Consider the following 20,359-nt stretch of genomic DNA (forward strand, 5'->3'; position numbering starts at 1 on the left):
CCGGCCATGGTCTCCATCAAGCAAAAGGCTGCGCTGGCCTCGATCCTGGTCACAGTGCTCCTCACGGCGGCCAAGGCCGCAGTCGGCCTCGCCAGCGGCTCCATCGCCATCCTCGCCGAGGCAGCCCACGGCCTCGTCGACACCGCCGCCACCGTGCTGACCTTCTACGCCGTGCGCCTCGCCGACAAGCCGCCGGACGAGGATCACCAGTACGGCCATGGCAAGGTCGAATCGATCGCCGCCCTCGCCGAGACGGCCTTCCTCTTCCTCGTTTCCGGCATCGTCGTCACCGAGGCGGTGCGGCGGCTGACGGGCGGCGGCCATTCCGTCGAGGTGACGCCGATCATGGCGGGCCTGATGGTCGGCGTCATCGCCGTGGACTACTGGCGCGTGCGCATCATGCGCCGCGTCGCGAAGGAGACGGGCAGCCACGCCCTCGAATCCGGTGCGCTGCACTTCGCCGCCGACATGGCGAGCTCAGCGGTGGTGCTGGCCGGCCTGTTCTTCGTCTGGATAGGCTATCCCATTGCCGATGCGGTCGCCGCCATCGCGGTGGCGATCATCATCTGCGTGATGAGCTGGAACCTCGGCCGCCGCACCATCGACACGCTGATGGACCGTGCTCCGAAGGGGGCGACAGAGGCGGTCATGGAGGCGGTCGGCGCCGTGCCGGGGGTCGTCGGGGTGGACAGCGTCCGCCTGCGCGAGGTCGGCACCGATACGCTGGCCGAGATCACCGTGAAGGTGAACCGCACCCTGCCGCTGGAGCGGGTCGCCGAGATCAAGGCCGCCATCGGGGCGGCGGCCGCCGGCGCCCATGCCGGCACCCTGCCGACGGTGACGACAGAGCCCGTGGCCCTCGACGACGAGACGGTGATGGAGCGCGTCCACCTGACCGCGCGGCGCCATGCGCTCGCCGTCCACCACGTCACGGTGCAGCATCTCGGCGAACGGCTCTGCATCGGCCTCGACCTGGAGGTGGACGGGGCTCTGACGCTCGGCGAGGCGCACGACATCGCCAGCCGGCTGGAAGCGGCGATCGGCGGCGAACTCGGCACAGACGTGGAGGTCGAGACCCATATCGAGCCTCTGCAGGTCGAGATGCTGATCGGCAGCGACGCGCCGCCCGATCAGATCGCGAGGATCGGTGCAGCTCTCGCCGAGCTTGCCGCCGCCACCGGGCACATCACCGACGTCCACAGCGTCCGCGTCCGCGATACCACGCAGGGCCTGGTCGTGACCTACCATTGCCGCGCCGACCCCGCCCTGACCGTCGAGGCGGTGCATGAGGCGGTGGACGCCATCGAGCGCGGCTTCCGCCGCAGCCAGCCGCGGGTCATCCGCGTGGTCGGCCATACCGAGCCGGTCCGCGCCCTTCCATCCCCTGCCCCGTGACCTTAAAGGTCGCGAGGGACCAGCAGACGGCATCGAGGATCAGGTCATGCGCAGCGAACAGGCGAAGCCCGTGAAGCTCTCCGACTACAGGGTTGCCGACCCTGTGGTGAAGACCGTCCACCTCGACATCGTGCTGCACCCGACGGCGACCCGCGTCATCGCGGCCCTCGACGTGGCGCCGCATCCGCAGGGCCTTCCCGGTGCGCCGCTGGTCTTCGACGGCGACGGGCTGACCCTGGCCGCCATCGCCATCGACGGGCGCACACCCGCGCCGGAGGCATTCGAGGCGACGGCCGACCGGCTCGTCATCCACAATCCGCCTGCCGGCCCCTTCCGCCTCACCCTGGAGACGGTGGTCGATCCGCAGGCCAACACGCAGCTCATGGGCCTCTACCGCTCGTCCGGCACCTGGTGCACCCAGTGCGAGGCGGAGGGCTTCCGCCGCATCACCTACTTCCCCGACCGTCCGGACGTGCTCGCCGTCTACACGACGCGGATCGAGGCGGAGAAGAAGGCCGCGCCCGTCCTCCTCGGCAACGGCAACCTCGTCGAGGCCGGGGACCTGCCGGGCGGACGGCACTATGCCGTCTGGCACGACCCGCATCCGAAGCCGAGCTACCTCTTCGCGTTGGTCGGCGGCGACCTCGCGGAGGTCTCCGACACCTTCACCACGCGCTCCGGGCGAGTGGTGAAGCTCGGCATCTTCGTCGAGCACGGCAAGGAGGACCGCTGCGCCTATGCCATGGATGCGCTGAAGCGCTCCATGCGCTGGGACGAGGAGGCCTTCGGCTGCGAGTACGACCTCGACGTCTTCAACATCGTCGCCGTGTCGGACTTCAACATGGGGGCGATGGAGAACAAGGGCCTCAACATCTTCAACGACAAATACGTGCTCGCCCTGCCCGACACCGCGACCGACCAGGACTACGCGGCGATCGAGGCGATCATCGCCCACGAGTATTTCCACAACTGGACGGGCAACCGCATCACCTGCCGCGACTGGTTCCAGCTCTGCCTGAAGGAGGGCCTCACCGTCTTCCGCGACCAGGAATTCTCCGGCGACATGCGCTCGCGGGCGGTGAAGCGCATCGCCGACGTGCGTCTCCTGAAGAGCCACCAGTTCGCAGAGGACGCGGGACCTTTGTCGCATCCCGTCCGGCCGGAAACCTATCACGAGATCAACAACTTCTACACGGCGACAGTCTACGAGAAAGGGGCGGAGATCATCCGCGCCCTGAAAGTGCTGATCGGCCCCGAGGCCTTCCGGCGCGGCATGGACCTCTATCTCGCGCGCCACGACGGCGACGCGGCGACCGTGGAGGATTTCATCGCCTGCTTCGCCGAGGCGAGCGGGCGTGACCTCACCCAGTTCTTCCTCTGGTACCGGCAGTCCGGGACGCCGCAGGTCGCGGTTGCCACCCGCCATGATCCCGTCGCCGGCACCTTCACCGTCGACCTGAAGCAGACCCATCTGCCAACGCCTGGCCAGGATGTGAAGCAGCCGATGGTCATCCCGCTGGCCTTCGGGCTGATCGGGCCGGACGGCGCCGAGCGCTCCCTGTTCACCGAGGACGGCAAGGCGGTGCCCGGAGTCATCGCCCTCGACGCGGCACAGAAGAGCGTCACCTTCTCGGGTCACCCGACGCGGCCGGTTCTCTCCATCAACCGCGGCTTCTCGGCACCGGTCGTGCTGAAGACCGACCTGACCGCCGCCGATCTCGGCTTCCTCGCACGCCACGACGGCGACGCCTACAACCGCTGGCAGGCGATCCAGACACTGGCGACCAACCATCTCGTCACAGCGAGCCGCAAGGACGGCACCCATGCGGATGGTGGTGCGGAGATCCTGGGCGAAGCCCTCGCCGCGGTCCTCGCCGACGCCGACCGCGACCCGGCCTTCGCGGCGCAGGCTCTCACGCTCCCCTCCGAATCCGACATCGCCCGCGAGCTCGGCGCCGACGTCGACCCCGACGCCGTCCTCGCCGCCCGCCGGGCCCTCAGGCTCGCCGTCCGCTCCCGCCTCGACACGGCGCTGTCCGACGCGCTGACGCGCTTCGCAACGCCCGGCCCCTACGCCCCCGACGCCGCCTCTGCCGGGCGCCGGGCGCTGTGCAACGTCGCGCTCGACCTGTGGGCCTCGGGCGGCGAGGCGGAGCGCCTCGCAACCGTCGCCGCCCGCCACCGCGACGCCGACAACATGACCGACCGCTTTGCCGCGCTGGCGGTGCTGGCCCAGCACCCCGGCGCCGACCGCGAGGCGGCGCTCGCCGCCTTCCGCGAGCACTACCGGGCCGATGCCCTGATCCTCGACAAGTGGCTCGCCCTCCAGGCGGCGATCCCAGAGGCGGGCACGCTCGACCGCGTGAAGGCGCTGCTTGCCGACCCCGCCTTCGCCATGACCAATCCGAACCGCCTGCGCGCGCTCGTCGGCAGCTTCGCCAGCGGCAACCAGACCCAGTTCAACCGGGCGGACGGGGCCGGCTACGGCTTCCTCGCCGAGGTGGTCGTGGCCACCGATCCGCGGAACCCGCAGGTGGCGGCCCGCCTGCTCTCGGCCTTCCGCAGCTGGCGGGCCCTCGAGCCGGGACGGCGCGCCCGCGCCCGCGAGGCGCTGGAGCGCGTCGCCGCGACCGCGACGCTGTCGGCCGACGTGCGCGACATCGTCGCCCGGTCGCTGGGGTGAGCCCAAGCAAATCTTCCTAGCGCGTTAACCAAAAATTTCCGGACGTGTGATTCGGCGACTCTAGACAGCCCTCCGCCAAATCGATTCTTATGGCCGCGATTCGGAGGGGCTGGGGCTCGATCTCCGAACGCCAATTCAGAGATTCGACGGGGGTACCGGCGATGGAGCGCAGTTCTGCGCCCAGCGCGGACGCGCTGATTCATGCCTTGAGACTGAACGGGTTCGCCCGCTCGGTCGATGCCTCCTTCGAGTCCTGGCTGGCCCCTTACGAGCCCGCCCTGCGCCGCCTCGTGCCCACGCTGATCGTCGCCTTCCTCGTGGTGATGGGGGCCGGTGCGCTCCAGCAGATTCTCAACAGCCGCACCGAGGCCCTCGCCGCCGTCAAGGCCGACCTCGACACTGCCGCGGCCGCGGTCGAGATCGACCTCAACCAGCGCATCGCCACAACGGCCGGCAACGCCGCCGCCGCCGTGCAGGCCGCGTTCGACTACACCGCGCCGCGGATCGGCGCCCAGTCGGGCCGGATCATGCTGGCGACGGATCCGGCCGGTACCATCGTCGCCGCCGCGCCGGCCGGTGCCCGCGCCCGCTGGCTCGGCCGCCCCCTGCGCGAGGTCTTCGGCGCCGTCCCGCCGACGACCAGCGGCCTTTCCCCCGTCCGCCTGTCCACAGCCGAGGACGCGGTCGTCATCGTCCGCCCGCTGGCGGCGCCCCTCGCGCAGTTCCTCGTCCTGCGCGACACCGACGAGGCGCTCGGCATGTGGGCGCGCAACTCTCTGCTCACCGGCACGCTCTTCGCCACCACCGGCCTGCTGCTGCTCGTCATCGGCCTCGCCTTCCACATCCAGACGATGCGGGCGGCCACCGCCGACATGATCAACCACAATGCCCGCGCCACCATCGACGCGGCGCTGGAGAGCGGCGGCTGCGGCCTGTGGGACTGGGAGATCGGCACGAGCCAGATGTACTGGTCCGCCTCGATGTTCGAGATCCTTGGCATCAAGGGCCGCGAGGGCCTGGTCACCTTCGACGAGCTGTTCCCCATCCTCCATCCGGAGGACGGCTATCTCGGCGGCATCGCCGAGCTCACCGACCTCGATCCCCGCAACGCCGTCGACTTCCAGTTCCGCATGCGCCATGCCGACGGCCGCTGGATCTGGCTGCGGGCTCGCGGCCGCGGACTGACGCTCGCCGGCGTCGCCCATCCCCGCTTCGTCGGCATCGTCGTCGACATCACCGAACAGCTCGAACTCGCCGCCCGCAACGCCGCCGCCGACCATCGCATCCGCGAGGCGATCGAGACGATCTCGGAGGCCTTCGTCGTCTGCGACGACCAGAACCGCATCGTCGTCTGCAACTCGAAGTTCCGCGAGCTCAACGGCCTCGCCGACGACGAGGCCCGGCCGGGCGCCAGCTACAGCGACGTGCTCGCCGCCGCCGGCGGCGGCGCCAAGATCAAGCAGGGCCATATCCTGCCCACCCACGACCCCGACGGCTCGCGCAACTTCGAGGTCGAACTCGCCGACGGGCGGTGGCTGCAGATCAGCGAGCGGCGCACCCATTGCGGCGGCTTCGTCTCGGTCGGCACCGACATCACCGCGCTGAAGCGCCACGAGTCCCACGTCACCGCCAGCGAGCAGCGGCTGAGGGCGAGCGTCACAGACCTGCAGAAGAGCCAGTACGCGCTGGAAATGCAGACCCAGCAGCTGGCGGAACTCGCCGAGAAATATTCCGAGCAGAAGACCCAGGCCGAGGAGGCGAGCCGCGCCAAGTCGGAATTCCTCGCCCACATGAGCCACGAACTGCGCACGCCGCTCAATGCCATCATCGGCTTCTCGGAGGTGATGCGCGACGGCCATTTCGGCCCGCTGGGCGCCAAGAAGTACCTCGAATACGTCCGCGACATCCACGCCAGCGGCCACTTTCTCCTCTCGGTCATCGACGACATCCTCGACATGGCGCGCATCGAGGCCGGAAGGCTGTCGCTGGAGCTCGCACAGACCTGTCTCGAGGAGACTCTGGAGGACACCATGCGCGTCGTCTCCAAGATGGCGGCGGACAAGGAGATCCTGATGGAGGCGGAGGTGCCGGTCGGCATGGACCTCGTGGCCGACCGCCGCGCCATCAAGCAGATCATGCTGAACCTCCTGTCCAACGCGGTGAAGTTCACCCCGCGCGGCGGCATGATCTCGGTGCGCGCCCGCAAGGCCCGCGGCATCATCGCCATCGCCATCGAGGACACCGGCATCGGCATTCCGCGCCACGCCATCAACAAGCTCGGCAAGCCCTTCGAGCAGGTCGAGAGCCAGTTCTCGCGCAACCACCAGGGCTCTGGCCTCGGCCTCGCCATCGCCAAGTCCCTGGCCGAGATGCACGGCGGGTCGCTGCGCATCCGCTCCACCGTCGGTCGCGGCACGACGGTGGTGGTGCGCCTGCCGGTCGTCGGCCCGCGGGCCGAAGCCGCCGCCTGAGGCGGGGGCGGTCTGCACGGCGCAAGTGCGTCCTTCGAGGCTCACCCCCGTGCGACGCTGACGCATCGCCGCTGGGCTCGCACCTCAGGATGAGGGAGGTCTTGCGCTGCATCGGCGGGACGATGGCCGCCCCGCTCCTGTTCCTGATGCAGAACGCAACGCCCCTCATCCTGAGGTGCGAGCCCAAGGCGAGATGCGGATGCTGGCGTCCGCTCGCTGCCAGGGCGAGCCTCGAAGGACGCACTTGGCTGATGCAGGGCGCCTGAAAACCTCTCAAAGCGGCCCGACGACGGCGACGAAGGCCTTGCGCACCTGGCGCTGCACCTCCGCCAGATGGGCATCCACCGTCGCGAAGTCCGGCAGTTCCCCGGCGCGCGCCAGCAGACGCTTCAGGCCGGGCGCGGCGGTCTGGGGGTCAAAGCCCTCGACGAGGCAGAGCCGCAGGATTTGGGTCAGCCGCTGGTAGAAGCGGCAGGCCGAGCGCAGGACGTCGCCCTCGGTCGGCTTGAGAAGGCCAGCCGCGGCCGCCTTGTCGAGCACGCGCACGGTATTGGTGTCCAGGATCTCCGGATGGCGATGGCCGTGGACGAGTTGAAGCGCCTGGGCGATGAACTCGATGTCGATGAGGCCGCCGCGGGCATATTTCAGGTCCCAGCGGTTGTCGTCGCCCTTGTCCTCGGCGATCGCGCTGCGCATGTCGACGATGTCGGCGAGCGTCGCCTTCGCCGGCCTCCTGGTGGTGAGGACGCGGCGGATGGCCTCGGTCACTTCGGTCTCGAAGCCGGGAGTCGCCGCAATGACGCGGGCGCGGGTCAGCGCCATGTGCTCCCAGGTCCAGGCCTCCTTCACCTGGTAGCTGCGGAAACCGTCGATGTGGGTCGCCACCGGCCCCGAGCGACCGGAGGGGCGGAGCCTGAGGTCGACGTCGAAGAGGACGCCCTCGCTGGTCGGCGCCGAGAGCGCGCTGATAAGCCGCTGGGTCAGCCGCGCGAAATAGTGCCCGCCGCTGAGCGGCCGGGGCCCGTCGGAGGCGCTCTCCTTCGGGTCGTGGTCGTAGAGGAGGATGAGGTCGAGGTCGGAGCCTGCGGTCATCTCGCGGCCGCCGAGCTTGCCCATGGCGACCACGGCCGTGCGCATCCCCCGGATGGCGCCGTGCGAGGCGACGATCCAGTCGGTGACCGCCTTGTGCAGCGCCTTGATGAGCTGTTCGGCGAGGCGCGCGAAGGCCTGGCCGGCCGCCTCGGCGGAGACGGTGCCGGCGAGCACCCTGACGCCGGTGAGGAACAGCTGCTCCTGTCCGAAGATGCGGGCGCGGTCGAGCACGTCCTCGGCGTCGCGCGCCATCGCGAGGGTGGCGGCGAGGCGCTCGGCGAGGTCGGCGTCGGAGGGCAGTTCGCCGAAGAAGGCCGGCTCCAGCAGCGCGTCGAGCACATGGGCGCGGCGGCCGAGGAGATCGGCGAGGCGCGGCGCCGAACCCAGGATCTGCGAGATGAGCTCCAGCAGGTCCGGATGGCTGCGCAGGATGGCGAGAAGCTCGATCGGCTGGGAATGGCGGGTGAGCAGCCGGTCGAAGGCGCGCAGGCCGAGATCGGCATCGCCGGTGCGCGAGAGGGCGTCGAGCAAGGCAGGCGCGAGCTCAGCCACCCGGTCGCGGGCGTCGCGCGCACGAAGCCCGCCGGATTTCGGCTGCTGCCAGGCCTGGACGGTGGCAACGGCCGCTGCGGGATCGGCGAAACCGAGATCGGAGAGCGCCGACAGCGTCGTCCCCCGCGGCGGATCGGTGGTCAGGTCCAGCGTGCCCTTGACCTCGGCGAGCGGCGGCAGCGCCTCGAAGAGCTTGGCATAGGCGGCCTCGACCGGGCGCAGCTCCGCCGTCAGCGCCGCGGCGAAGGCGGCATGATCGCGATAGCCGAGGAACTGGGCGATGCCGGTCACCGCTTCTGTCGTCTCGGGCAGGCTGTGGGTCTGCTCGTCCGCCACCATCTGCAGGCGGTGCTCCACCCGCCGCAGAAAGCGATAGGCGCGCTCCAGTGCCTCGCGCGTTTCCTCGGTGACCCAGCCCGCCTCGCGCAGGCGGTGCAACCCGGTGACGGTGTCCCGCACCCGCAGCGCCGGGTTGCGTCCGCCGGCGATGAGCTGCTGGGTCTGGACGAAGAACTCGATCTCGCGAATGCCGCCGCGGCCGAGCTTGATGTTGTGCCCCTCGACGGCCAGCGCGTCGTGGCCGCGGAAGGCGTGGATCTGCCGCTTCATGGCGTGGACGTCGGCCACCGCCGCATAGTCGAGGTACTTGCGCCAGATGAAGGGCTGCATCTCCTTCAGGAAGGCCTCGCCAGCGGCGATGTCGCCGGCACATGGCCGTGCCTTGATGAAGGCCGAGCGCTCCCAGGTCTGGCCGATCGTCTCGTAGTAGTGGAAGGCGGCGGGGGTCGAGATCGCCACTGCCGTGGCGCCGGGGTCGGGACGCAGGCGCAGGTCGGTGCGGAAGACGTAGCCGTCGGCCGTGCGCTCCTGGAGGATCTTCACCAGCCGCTGGGTGAGCCGCACATAGGCGGGCTGGGCGTCCTTGCCCTCCGCCATCGGCGCGACGGCAGGGTCGAAGAAGACGATGAGGTCGATGTCGCTGGAATAGTTGAGCTCGAAGGCGCCATGCTTGCCCATGGCCAGCACGATGTAGCCGGAGCCGGCCTCGGCCTGCTTCGGGTCGGCGGGGGCGAGGATGCCCTGGTCGGCGAGGTCGCGCATCAGGTGGGCCACGGCCTCGCAGACGGCGAGATCCGCCGTCTCGGTGAGGGCGCGCGTCACCTGTTCCAGCGGCCAGACGTCGCCGATGTCGGCGACGGCCACCAGAAGCGCCACCTGGGCGCGGAAACGCCGGAGCGCCCGCCCCACTCCCTCGTCGCTGCGCGCCTTGCGGCAGGCGGCGACCGCCTCGGCCTTGAGCCGCGTGAAGGCGGCCTCCGGCGGCTCGGTCAGGACGGCCAGGAGATGGGCGGGGTCGTGGGTGGCGATGCCGGCGAGGAACGGCGAATGGGCGAGGACGCCGGCCACCAGCGCGCGGGGCTTCGGCGCCTTCAGCATCTGGTCGAGGGCGGCGCGCAGCACCGGGTCGTCGACGCCCTCCAGGAAGCCGGCGATGCGCCTTGCCGCCGTCGCCCCTTTCGGCAGGACCGGGGCGGCCGCCAGCCGCGTGGCGAGGCCTGTGGACGAATCAGACGGGTCGGGCGGGGGCGCTCGGGTCATCGGCCGATCGTGGCAGACGCAGCGCGACCTTTAAACCCGGCCGGTTGTCGTCGAGCACGAGCCGCCCGCCGTGCAGGCGCGCCACGGCCGCAGCGAGGCTGAGGCCGAGGCCGGACCCGGGCCGGGAGCGGCTCGTCTCCAGCCGCACGAAGCGGTCGAGCACACGGCCCCGGTCAGCATCGGCGATGCCGGGTCCGCGGTCGGCGATGGTGACGACGGCCTCGCCGTCCTCGGCGGCGACGGTGACGGCGATCTCCCCGCCGGAGCCCGACGCCCCATACTTCAGCGCATTGTCGAGGAGGTTGGCGACGACCTGGCCGAGGAGCTCGCGGTTGCCGGTGACGGTTACGGGCGCGGCCGTGACGGTCAGGGTCACGTGGGCCTCCTCCGCCACGGGCTCGTAGAGCTCGGCGACGCCACGGGCGATCTCGGCGAGGTCGAGCGGCACCATGCCTTCGCGCTGGTTGCCGGCCTCGGCGCGGGCGATCATCAGCAGCGCATTGAAGGTGCGGATGAGGCCGTCGGATTCCTCGATGATGCCGGTGAGGGCGGCGCGGTAGGCTGAATCAGAGCCGCCGATCCGGAGGGCTTCCTCCGCCTTGTTGCGCAGCCGCGTCAGCGGCGTCTTGAGGTCGTGGGCGATGTTGTCGGAGACCTCCTTCATGCCGGCCATCAGCGCCTCGATGCGGGCGAGCATGTCGTTGACGGAGCCGGCGAGCCGGTCGAGTTCGTCGCGTGAGCCGGCCGTCGGGAGGCGTCCCGTCAGGTCGCCCTCCATGATCCGCCGCGACATCTCGGTCATGGCATCGACGCGCTTGAGCACACGCCGCGTGACGAAATAGGCGCCGAGCAGGCCAAGGACGAGCGCCACGATCAGCGACAGGCGGAAGCCGCGGCCGAAGATGTCGCGCATGCGGTCGCGCTCCTCGAGGTCGCGGCCGACGAGCAGGCGGAAGTTGCCGGGAAGGCCGTAGACCTGGGCGATGGCGCGGTGCGGCCGGTCGGCGGTGTCCTCGCCGGCGCGGCGGTAATCGGTCTCGATCCAGCCCTGGCGGGCGAGGGTTCCGGCGGGCAGTTCGCCGATGTTGCCGGTCAGCGGCACGCCGGCGAAGGTGGTGACGAGGTAGAGAGAGGCGCCGGGGCGGTTGCCGCGCTCGTCCACCACCTCGACGAGGCGGCGGATGCCGCCGATGGCATATTGCTCGGCCAGCCCGCGCACCTCCGCCGTGATGGTCTCGGTGAGCTGGTCGGTGAGCTGGCGCTGGGTGGCAAAGCCCAGCCAGCCGATGACGAAGCCGGCGAAGAGCACGAAGATGAACAGATAGGCCGCGATGATCTTGAACGCGGTCGTCGACAGGAGCGAGCGGAAGCCGGAGATGCGGCGCACGGTCCTTGCCGCGGCGGCGCCGGGCGGCGCGGGAGCGGCGGTCACGGGCGCACCGTATATCCCGCGCCACGGATCGTGTGGATCAGCGGCTTGTCGAAGCCCTTGTCGATCTTGGCGCGGAGCCGCGAGACGTGGACATCGATGACGTTGGTCTGCGGATCGAAGTGGTAGTCCCAGACGTGCTCCAGCAGCATGGTGCGGGTGACGACCTGGCCGGCGTTCTTCATCAGGAATTCGAGCAGGCGGAACTCGCGCGGCTGCAGGATGATCTCCTCGCCCCCGCGGCTGACGCGATGCGACAGCCGGTCGAGCTCGAGGTCGCCGACGCGGTAGACGGTCTCCGGCGCTCCGGAGGTGCGCCGGCGGGAGAGCACCTCGATGCGGGCGAGGAGCTCGGAGAAGGAATAGGGCTTGGGCAGGTAGTCGTCGCCGCCGGCGCGCAGGCCCTTCACCCGGTCGTCCACCTGGCCGAGGGCGGAGAGGATGAGCGCCGGCGTGTCGCGGCCGGCGGCCCTGAGGTCGGCGATGACGGAGAGGCCGTCCTTCTTGGGCAGCATGCGGTCGACGATCAGCACGTCGTAGGGGCCGTCCGAGGCCATCGCGAGCCCGTCCTCGCCGTCGGCGGCGTGGTCGGCCACGTGGCCCGCCTCCTTGAAGGCCTTGACGAGATAGGACGCCGCCTCGCGGTCGTCCTCGATGATCAGAATCCGCATGGAGGGCATGTTACACGGGCTCTCGGGCGCTGTGCGAGACGGGGCCGGCGAAACGACGGAAAAACGGGGCGGCCGGACATGGAGATCCGACCGCCCCGCTCGAGTGGATCCAGGCCGGCGGGGGGCGACTGGGGATGCCGCGCCGGGATCACTCGTGAGTGGTGGCCGGCGTCGAAAAGGTTCGACGCCGGATGGCCTCGCCTCAGCTCGGGTTGAGCGGGATGGCGACGAAGCGCTGGCCTTCGCCGGAGCGCAGCCGGATGAGGGCCGAGCGGCGGCCGTCGGCGCGGGCGGCGGTGAGCGCCTCCCGCACGTCGCGGAGCGAGGAGACCGAGCGGCCCGCAACGTCGAGGATGACGTCGCCGGGACGGATGCCGCGCTGGGCGGCAGGCCCGGACGGGTCGACCTCGGTGACGACCATGCCCTCGCCGCGGCCGGCCGGTTCCACCGACATGCCGAGGCGCGGTGCGGCCGGCGCCGTCTCGGGCGCCATTTCGCCACGGGGGGCGCGACGGCCGGGCTGCTGGGCCGAGGCCTGGTCGCCCGGCAGGCGGCCGAGGGTCAGCGGGAAGGCGCGCTCTGCGCCGTCACGGATGACGGTGAGCCGAACCGTGGTGCCGGGGCGGACCGCGGCGATGCGGCGGCTGAGCTCACGGGCGTCCTTCACCGGCTGGCCGTCCACCGCCACGATGACGTCGGAAGGCTTCAGCTCGCTGCTGGCGGCCGGGCTTCCCGCCTGGACGCCGGCGACGAGGGCGCCCTCGGGCTTGGGCAGCTTCAGGCCCTCGGCGATCTCCGGGGTGATCGCCTGGATCTGCACGCCGATCCAGCCGCGCTCGACCGTGCCGCCCTCGCGCAGCGCCGCGATGACCGTCTTGGTCGTCTCGGAGGGTATGGCGAAGGCGATGCCGACATTGCCGCCGGAGGGCGAGAAGATGGCGGTGTTGACGCCGATCACCTCGCCGTTGGCGTTGAAGGTCGGGCCGCCGGAATTGCCGCGGTTCACCGCCGCGTCGATCTGGATGAAGTCGTCATAGGGACCCGAGCCGATGTCGCGGCCGCGCGCGGAGACGATGCCGGCGGTGACCGTGCCGCCGAGGCCGAAGGGGTTGCCGACGGCGAGCACCCAGTCGCCGATGCGCGGGGCGGAGGCGGCGAAGCGCACGAAGGGGAAGTCCGTGCCCTCGGCCTTCAGCAGGGCGAGGTCGGTGCGCGGGTCGGTGCCCACCACCTTGGCCTTCACGGTGCGGCCGCTGTCGAGGACGATGTCGGCCTCGGTCGCGCCGCGCACCACGGGGTTGTTGGTCACGATGAAGCCGTCGGCGGAGTTGAAGAAGCCGGAGCCCTGCGACATGCCGCGCTGGCCGCCGGGGCCGCGGGGACCGCCGGGCATGCCGGGGCCGCCGGGGCCGCCGAAACGGGGATCGTTGCGGAACTGCTCGCCGAAGCGGCGCATGAAGCGCTCCATCTGGCCGTTCTCGTCCTCGTCCATGCCCGGCAGTTCGCGGTAGTTCATGGCCTGCGGGGCGGCCTGGGTGACGCGGACGGAGACGACGGCGGGCTTCACCCGCTCGACGACGTCGGCGAAGGAATTGGGGGCGGTGATCGCGCCCTGGGCGGTGGCGCTGGCGACGAAGGGCGCGCGGGCGGGCTCGAAGGCCAGGACGCCGGCGCCGACGGCAGCGACTGCGACGGTGCCGAGAAGCGCGGCGCGAATGCGGGACGTCATGGGGGAATCTCCACGAATGAGGGGACACGGGGTCTGCGCCGTGTGTGAGGGGACCATGGCGGAGAGCGGATTACGCGATCCTGTCGGGGACATTACATCTTCGTAAGGTGACCGTCCGGCCCGGCCACAGGGCTCCGGGTTCGTTGACGCAGCGCAAGGCTGAGGGCCGCCGCGCTCCTATCCTTCGATCCGTTCCCCCCGGATTCCGAGGAGACGACCCATGAAATCCGCCCAGCATGCCGCTCTCGCTTCCCTGTTTGCGGCCGCCAGCCTCGCAGCGACGGTGGTCGTGGCTCTGGCGCAACCTTCGGCAAGCGTGAGCCACGCGAGCGTCCAGAGCTATTCGGGACGGTGTCCGGCCGGATATTCGCCGACCCGCGCCACCGGCGGAACGGTCTGTGCCCGGTGTGCGAGCGGAACCATGGTCACCCACGCGACCGGCGGCAATCCCGTCTGCGTGTCCTGCCGCAGCGGTACGCCGGGCTGGAACGGGCAAGGCTATGTCTGCCGCTGAGGTCCGCGGCCCGCCCGGGTTTCCGAACCCGGCGGCGCGATGATCAGGTCCTGCCCGGCTGGTCGGCCCCGACGATGACCGCGAGCTTGGCCTTTTCCTCGTCCGTCAGCGGGGCGGGACCTGCCGCCGGCGATGACCGTCGGCGGCGGGCGGCCATGAGCAGATAGCCGACGCCGCCGATAAGGAAGAGCGCCGGCGCGCCCCAGAGCACCGCCGTGTGCCAGCCGAAGCGCGGGCGCAGCAGCACGAACTCGCCGTAGCGGGAGACGAGAAAGTCGACGACCTGCCGGTCGCTGTCGCCGGCCGTCAGCCGCTCGCGCACGAGCACCCGGAGGTCGCGGGCGAGCGGCGCGTCGGAATCGTCGATCGACTGGTTCTGGCAGACCATGCAGCGCAGGTCCTGGCTGAGCGCGCGGGCGCGCTCCTCGAGGCGTGGATCGGCCAGGCGCTCGCCCGGCAGGACCGCGAAGGCGGGCGTCGCGGTGAGCAGCGTGAGGAGGAGGGCGATGACGCGCATCGCCTATTCCGCCGGCTGCATGGCGGCGGCGCGGCGGGCCGAGGGCTTCGGCGCGCCGACCCTGAGCCGCCGGTCGGACAGCGACAGGACGCCGCCGAGCATCATCACCAGCGTGCCGATCCAGATGAGCAGCACCATCGGCTTGTAGAAGAAGCGCAGGGCGATGGAGCCGTCCGTGCCGGCATCGCCCGGCGAGACGTAGAGCTGCGAGACGCCGCGGGTCTTCAGCGCCGCCTCGGTCGTGGGCATGGCGCGGGCCGTATAGACGCGCTTGGCGGGGGCGAGCGTGCCGGCGTCGACACCGCCCTCGCGCACCGTGAGCCGCGCCACCAGATCGCGGTAGTTGGGCCCCTGGACGGGCACGAGGCCCTGGAGCGTGATGTCGTAGCCGGCGACGGAGACGCTGTCGCCCGGCCGCATCTGCACGATGGTCTCCTGCTTGTAGGCGGTCTCGCCGACGATGCCGAGCAGCATGACCCCGACGCCGGCATGGGCGATGGCGGCGCCCCAGGCGGAGCGTGGCAGGCCGCGGGCACGGGCGAGGCTGGTGGCCGCCGGCGCGCGGAAGAGCTGGATGCGCTCGGCGATGTCGAGCAGCGCGCCGACGATGACATAGGCGGCGAGGCCGACGAAGAGCGGCGCCATGACCGGCCCGCCGGTCGTGACCGCATAGGCGACGAGGGTCGCGAGAATGGCGGCGGCGAAGGCCAGCGTCAGGCGCTGCGCCACCGCCAGCAGATCGCCGCGCTTCCAGGCGAGGAAGGGCCCGAAGACCATGGCGATCATCAGCGGCACCATCAGCGGCCCGAAGGTCCAGTTGAAGAAGGGCGGGCCGACCGAGATCTTGGCGCCGGTCAGGGTCTCCAGCGCCAGCGGATAGAGCGTGCCGACGAGGACGGCGGCGCAGGAGGCGGTGAGGAACAGGTTGTTGAGGACGAGCGCGCCCTCGCGCGAGACGGGGGCGAAGAGGCCGCCCTGCTTCAGCGTCGGCGCGCGCCACGCATAGAGCGCCAGCGAGCCGCCGATGAAGGCGACGAGGATGGCGAGGATGAAGACGCCGCGCTCGGGATCCACTGCGAAAGCATGAACCGAGGTCAGCACGCCGGAGCGGACGAGGAACGTTCCGAGGAGGGAGAGCGAGAAGGTGAGGATGGCGAGCAGCACCGTCCAGACCTTCAGCGCCTCGCGCTTCTCCATGACGATGGCGGAATGGAGCAGCGCCGTGCCGGCGAGCCAGGGCATCAGGGAGGCGTTCTCCACCGGGTCCCAGAACCACCAGCCGCCCCAGCCGAGCTCGTAATAGGCCCAGTAGGAGCCCATGGAGATGCCGGCGGTGAGGAAGATCCAGGCGACCAGGGTCCACGGGCGCACCCAGCGCGCCCAGGCGGCGTCGAGCTTGCCGTCGATCAGCGCCGCCACGGCGAAGGCGAAGGACATGGAGAAGCCGACATAGCCGAGGTAGAGCAGCGGCGGATGGATGGCGAGGCCGACGTCCTGCAGCAGCGGGTTGAGATCGCGGCCCTCCATCGGCGCCGGCGTGATGCGGGCGAAGGGGTTCGAGGTCTTCAGGATGAAGAGCAGGAAGGCGGCGGTGATCCAGCCCTGCACCGCCAGCACATTGGCCTTGAGGGTGAGCGGCAGGTTGCGGCCGAACAGGGCGACCAGCGCCGAGAACAGGGTGAGAATCAGCACCCAGAGGACCATCGAGCCCTCGTGGTTCCCCCAGACGCCGGAGATCTTGTAGATCAGCGGCTTGGTGGAATGGCTGTTCTGGAAGACGTTCTCGACCGAGAAGTCGGAGACGAGATAGGCGTAGGTCAGCGTCGCGAAGGCGAGCGCCACGAAGGCGAACTGGCCGAGGGCCACGGGCGGCGCCGTGCCCATGAGGGCGGCGTCGCCGCGGCGCGAGCCCCAGATGGGGACGATGGACTGGACCAGCGCCAGGGCGAGGCCGAGGACGAGGGCGAAATGGCCGATCTCGGGGGACATCAGGGCGACCTCGCCGGAGCATTCGGATTGGGGGCGGGATCGCCCGGCTTCCAGTGGCCCTGCCGCTTCAGGCTGTCGGCCACTTCCTTGGGCATGTAGTTCTCGTCGTGTCGGGCGAGCACGCTGTCGGCGCGGAACGACCGGTCAGGCCCCAGCACGCCCTCGGTGACGACGCCCTGCCCCTCGCGGAACAGGTCGGGGAGGATGCCGCGATAGGCGACGGGGATGGAGTTGCGGCCATCGGTGACGGTGAAGGCAACCTCCATGTTCTGGCCGCGGCGGACCGAGCCGGCCTCGACGAGCCCGCCGAGCCGCATGCGCGCGCCGGGCTGGAGGTTCTTCTCGACGATGTCGGTCGGCGACTGGAACAGGGTGATCGAGCCGGAGAGCGAATAGAGCACCAGACCCGCCGCGAGGCCGAGCACGGCCAACGCGATGCCGATCAGGGTGAGGCGGCGCTGCTTGCGGGTCATGCCGCCGCGGACGAAGACGGGCGTGCCGGTGGTGCTCATGTGCCGCCGATCCCCAGTTCGCTGACCAGCCCGTCGAGGCGGCCGATCTTGTCGGCCTCGCCGGCGAAGCGCTGGCGGGCATTGGCCGCGGCCTCGCGGGCCTTGGCGGCGTCGCCGAGGACGACATAGGAGCGCACGAGGCGCATCCAGCCCTCGAAATCCGACCCGTCGGCCGCGAGGCGCGCGGCGAGCCCTTCCACCATGGTGCGGATTTCGGGAGGGATGACGGGCGGGGCCGGCGCCGCGGCGGCCGGAGCGGGCGGCGGGGTGCCGCCGAGCCGGGCGATCTCGGCCTGCAGCAGGGAGACCCAGGGTGCGCCGGCCGGGGCCTCCGCCACGAGCCTGCCCCAGAGGGCGCGCGCCTCGTCCGGCTTGCCGTCCTGTTCGGCGGCGAGGCCGATGAAATAGCCCGCCTTGGGATGGCCGGGGCCGAGCGCCCGCGCCCGCTCGAAGCCCGCTTTGGCTTCCGCGGTGACGACGCCGCCGGCGGCGAGGGTCTGGGCCTCGGCGAGGTCGGCCTCTCGGTCGGCGGTGGCGCCGAGGATGCGCAGGGCGTTGCTCCGGGCGCGGACCGCATCGGGCACCCGGCCGAGCCTCAGATAGACGGGGGCGACCACTTCCCAGCCGCGACCGTCACCGGGATTGGCGGCGAGATGGGCCTCGATGCGGGCAATGAGGCCCGCCATGTCGGTGGCGGCGGGCTCGGCGCGCTGGCGTTCGGCCAGCGGCTGGCCGGAATAGCCGGGCTGGCCCTTGAGGCCATAGGCGACGGCGGCGATGGCGGGAATGACGAGGATGGCGCCGACCGCGACCATCCGGCGGCGGCGCGTCGCGCCCTCGCCGGCCGTTGCCGCAATGCGCTCGGAGGCGGCGATCAGCCGGCGCGAAACCTCAACGCGCGCGGCCTCCGCCTCGGCCGCGCCGATGAGGCCCGCCTCCGCGTCGCGGCCGATCTCCGCCAGCTGATCCTTGTAGACGGCGACGTCCATCTCGGCGGCAGCGGCGCGCGTCGGACGCGACAGGGGAATGAGAACGGCGAAGATCGCCGCGGCAGTCATGGCCGCGATTGCGAGCCAGATCGTCAGGGAGCCTTCCATGGCTTGGGGGAACGTCCCGTCATGCAGGGGCGCCGACGGGCACCCACCCTCGAATGATGCTAAATAAAGCACCCGCCCCCGGGGGACAACGCTCAGGTTGTCGCGCTCCGGAAGGTTTGATGTCGCGCAAAGTCGGCGAGGTCAGCGCCCGGAGGCCTTGGAGCTGTTGATGGCGACGTCGGCGGCCTTCTGCAGCAGCTGGGCATAGCTGGCGCCGAAGATGCGGGCGGAGAAGCGCACGGCGGCCTCGATCTGGCTGATCTTCAGGGCCCGGTCCACGTCGGGCGCCGAGCGGATGTTCTCCATCAGCTGCGTCAGGGTGGGGTCGAGATAGCCCTGGATTTCCGAGAAGACGCGGGTGGTCATCTCGTTCAGGGCGATCTCCGAGGCATGGCTGCGGCAGGTGTTGAGGAGGTCGAGGCGGGCCTCGACCTCGGCGACCACCTCCTCGGTGATCGGCTGCATGGGCTGGTCGCTGCGCTGGCGCGGGCGCAGGAGGCGCCTCACCTCGCCCGGCACCCCCTCGATCTCGGCGGAAAGAAGGGCCGCGAGATCGGCCCGGAGCTTGGCGATGCGCCGCTGCCACGGACCGTCACCGGTCAGGCTCATGTCGGTGCGCAGCGAGCGGACGGAATCGTGGAATTCCTTGATCCCGGCGGCGGCCCGGTCGCCGCGCCCCTCCTTGATCGCCCGCGACACACGCTGGGTCGCCCGTTCGATGTCGGCGATGACGAGCTCGACGGCGGCGCGGTAGGGGTTGGCGGAGATCTTGCTCGGCTCGTCGCTGTCGGCGGCCGAGACGGCGAGGCGGACGAGCTGGGCGCGATGGACCAGCCGCGCCTGCATGAGAGCGAGGCTGAAGGGCAGCAGGCCGGGGCGCGAGGCGGCCAGCGGGTCGAGCATGCTGCGGGCGTTGGCCAGCCCCTCGTCGGCGAGGTTCTTGATCGAGTTCGGCGCCTTGGCGACGACCGCGGCGATCACCGTGGAATCGTTGAGCACCGCCAGCACGTCGGCGAGGTCCTCGCGCACCCGCTCGTCGCCGAGCCGCACGTTGAGGCGCTTGCGCTCGAGTTCACCGGAGGAGGCGACTTCGAGAGCCGCATAGGCCGCCGTGCTGAACTTCGGCAGGAAATCGGCGATGGCGGCGGCGACCGGAATCTCGTCGCCGTCGACCTCCGCCTTGCGGCAGACCTGCTCGAGGGCCGCCGACGCGTCCGGCTGCAGGTCGCGCTTGAGGAAGGTCCAGATCGCCGGCAGCGACGCGCGCATGATGCGGCCGCGGACCTTGGTCTCCAGCCGTTCGTCGATGAGGAAGGGGTCGAGGGGACGGAAGAGCAGGCGAGGCGCCGCGTCTTCCCGCGGCGCCTCGTCGGCGGGTGCCGTCTTGCCCGGCGCCTTGGCCGGCGCGGCCGGAGCCGCAGCCAGGCCCAGGGCTGCAACGATGAGGTCGCCGCCCGGCACCTCCTCGCCGCGGGCCTTGGCCTTGGCGATCTCGGCGGAGAGCAGCTGCTTGGCCGAGTCGGGCAAAGCCGACAGATAGGCGCGCAACCGCTCCATGGACGAGGGAGCGGCAGCGCTGTCCTGTCTGGTGACGGCGGCTTCGGTCATCGTGCCCGAAAGTAACCCGCCGACGTTAAGAAGTGGTGGCTGCGGGAGCCTCAGCCCACCGGAGTCCAGCTTCCGTCGGGATTGCGGCAGGCGGTGCCGACGGCGGTCTGCGGCCGGCCGCCGACATAGATCGTGTGGGTGTACTCGCGGCAGTAGGCGGCGCCGCGGTAGTAGGTCCGGCCCGGCTCGACATAGCCGTAGGCCTTCTCCGAGCGCCACTCGGAGCGGCGGCCCTCGACCCAGACGACCCGCTCGGCCTCGTAGGCGCGCTGGCGATCCTGGGCGTCGAGATCGCGGCCGATGGCATTGCCGATGAGACCGCCGATGGCGGCGCCGGCGAGGCCCGCCGCCAGGCGCTCGCCCGGTCCGCCGCCGAACTGCGAGCCGATGAGCGCGCCGGCCACGGCGCCGACGGCGGTGCCGGACTGCTCGCGGGTTTCGCAGCCGGCCACGGTGAGGCCGATCAGGACGGTGGCGGCGACGAGACGGAGGCGCATGGAT

The 20,359-nt window shown here is 70.9% G+C and carries 14 protein-coding genes; 4 read left to right on the top strand and 10 right to left on the bottom strand.

From position 1 onward, the window contains the following. The first annotated feature begins 6 nt into the window (after positions 1–6). The 3 genes from ACT6XY_RS08720 (at position 7) to ACT6XY_RS08730 (ending at position 6,549) form a co-directional block, all read left to right on the top strand. Complete coding sequence (locus ACT6XY_RS08720) at positions 7–1,395, top strand: cation diffusion facilitator family transporter (RefSeq protein ID WP_444747945.1); 1,389 nt, start codon at positions 7–9, stop codon at positions 1,393–1,395. Positions 1,396–1,441: 46 nt separating this feature from the next. After that, the gene (gene pepN, locus ACT6XY_RS08725; protein WP_444747946.1) at positions 1,442–4,078 is read left to right on the top strand and encodes an aminopeptidase N; all 2,637 of its coding nucleotides are present in this window, start codon (positions 1,442–1,444) and stop codon (positions 4,076–4,078) included. Between the two features lie 206 nt (positions 4,079–4,284). Further along, the gene (locus tag ACT6XY_RS08730) at positions 4,285–6,549 is read left to right on the top strand and encodes a PAS domain-containing sensor histidine kinase (RefSeq protein WP_444747947.1); all 2,265 of its coding nucleotides are present in this window, start codon (positions 4,285–4,287) and stop codon (positions 6,547–6,549) included. A 273-nt stretch (positions 6,550–6,822) separates the two neighbouring features. On the opposite strand, the gene ACT6XY_RS08735 is transcribed toward ACT6XY_RS08730, so the two are convergent. From ACT6XY_RS08735 to ACT6XY_RS08750, 4 genes are all read right to left on the bottom strand, one after another. Then, the gene (locus ACT6XY_RS08735) at positions 6,823–9,792 is read right to left on the bottom strand and encodes a bifunctional [glutamine synthetase] adenylyltransferase/[glutamine synthetase]-adenylyl-L-tyrosine phosphorylase (protein ID WP_444747948.1); all 2,970 of its coding nucleotides are present in this window, start codon (positions 9,790–9,792) and stop codon (positions 6,823–6,825) included. Continuing rightward, on the bottom strand, positions 9,761–11,224 hold the full coding sequence (locus ACT6XY_RS08740) for an ATP-binding protein (protein ID WP_444747949.1): 1,464 nt from the start codon (positions 11,222–11,224) through the stop codon (positions 9,761–9,763). The genes ACT6XY_RS08735 and ACT6XY_RS08740 overlap by 32 nt, the downstream gene beginning before the upstream one ends. Continuing rightward, on the bottom strand, positions 11,221–11,892 hold the full coding sequence (locus ACT6XY_RS08745) for a winged helix-turn-helix domain-containing protein (RefSeq protein ID WP_444747950.1): 672 nt from the start codon (positions 11,890–11,892) through the stop codon (positions 11,221–11,223). The genes ACT6XY_RS08740 and ACT6XY_RS08745 overlap by 4 nt, the downstream gene beginning before the upstream one ends. A 202-nt stretch (positions 11,893–12,094) precedes the next feature. After that, positions 12,095–13,621, bottom strand: coding sequence for a Do family serine endopeptidase (locus ACT6XY_RS08750; RefSeq protein WP_444747951.1), 1,527 nt, complete (start codon positions 13,619–13,621; stop codon positions 12,095–12,097). A gap of 220 nt (positions 13,622–13,841) precedes the next feature. Here ACT6XY_RS08750 and ACT6XY_RS08755 point away from each other — a divergent pair, with 220 nt between their 5' ends. Continuing rightward, positions 13,842–14,135 (top strand): hypothetical protein, encoded by a 294-nt coding sequence (locus ACT6XY_RS08755; protein WP_444747952.1) that lies wholly within the window; start codon positions 13,842–13,844, stop codon positions 14,133–14,135. Between the two features lie 43 nt (positions 14,136–14,178). Here ACT6XY_RS08755 and ACT6XY_RS08760 read toward each other — a convergent pair whose 3' ends face one another. The 6 genes from ACT6XY_RS08760 to ACT6XY_RS08785 all read right to left on the bottom strand — a co-directional run bounded on the left by ACT6XY_RS08760 (position 14,179) and on the right by ACT6XY_RS08785 (position 20,355). Further along, positions 14,179–14,652, bottom strand: coding sequence for a cytochrome c-type biogenesis protein (locus ACT6XY_RS08760; RefSeq protein WP_444747953.1), 474 nt, complete (start codon positions 14,650–14,652; stop codon positions 14,179–14,181). Between the two features lie 3 nt (positions 14,653–14,655). After that, the gene (locus ACT6XY_RS08765; RefSeq protein ID WP_444747954.1) at positions 14,656–16,641 is read right to left on the bottom strand and encodes a heme lyase CcmF/NrfE family subunit; all 1,986 of its coding nucleotides are present in this window, start codon (positions 16,639–16,641) and stop codon (positions 14,656–14,658) included. Then, entirely contained in the window at positions 16,641–17,114 is a 474-nt protein-coding gene (ccmE, locus tag ACT6XY_RS08770; RefSeq protein ID WP_444747969.1) for a cytochrome c maturation protein CcmE, read from the bottom strand. Before ccmE ends, ACT6XY_RS08765 begins: the two co-directional genes overlap by 1 nt. A 35-nt stretch (positions 17,115–17,149) precedes the next feature. Continuing rightward, a complete protein-coding gene (gene ccmI / locus ACT6XY_RS08775; RefSeq protein ID WP_444747955.1) occupies positions 17,150–18,250 on the bottom strand; it encodes a c-type cytochrome biogenesis protein CcmI in 1,101 nt (366 codons plus the stop codon). A gap of 141 nt (positions 18,251–18,391) precedes the next feature. Beyond that, positions 18,392–19,858, bottom strand: coding sequence for a hypothetical protein (locus ACT6XY_RS08780; protein ID WP_444747956.1), 1,467 nt, complete (start codon positions 19,856–19,858; stop codon positions 18,392–18,394). 50 nt (positions 19,859–19,908) lie between these two features. Continuing rightward, positions 19,909–20,355, bottom strand: a complete 447-nt coding sequence (locus tag ACT6XY_RS08785; protein ID WP_106747409.1) for a glycine zipper 2TM domain-containing protein — start codon at positions 20,353–20,355, stop codon at positions 19,909–19,911. Positions 20,356–20,359 lie beyond the last annotated feature (4 nt).

The organism is Phreatobacter sp. (genome assembly GCF_052440005.1).
In the GTDB taxonomy this organism is placed as follows: Bacteria; Pseudomonadota; Alphaproteobacteria; order Rhizobiales; family Phreatobacteraceae; genus Phreatobacter.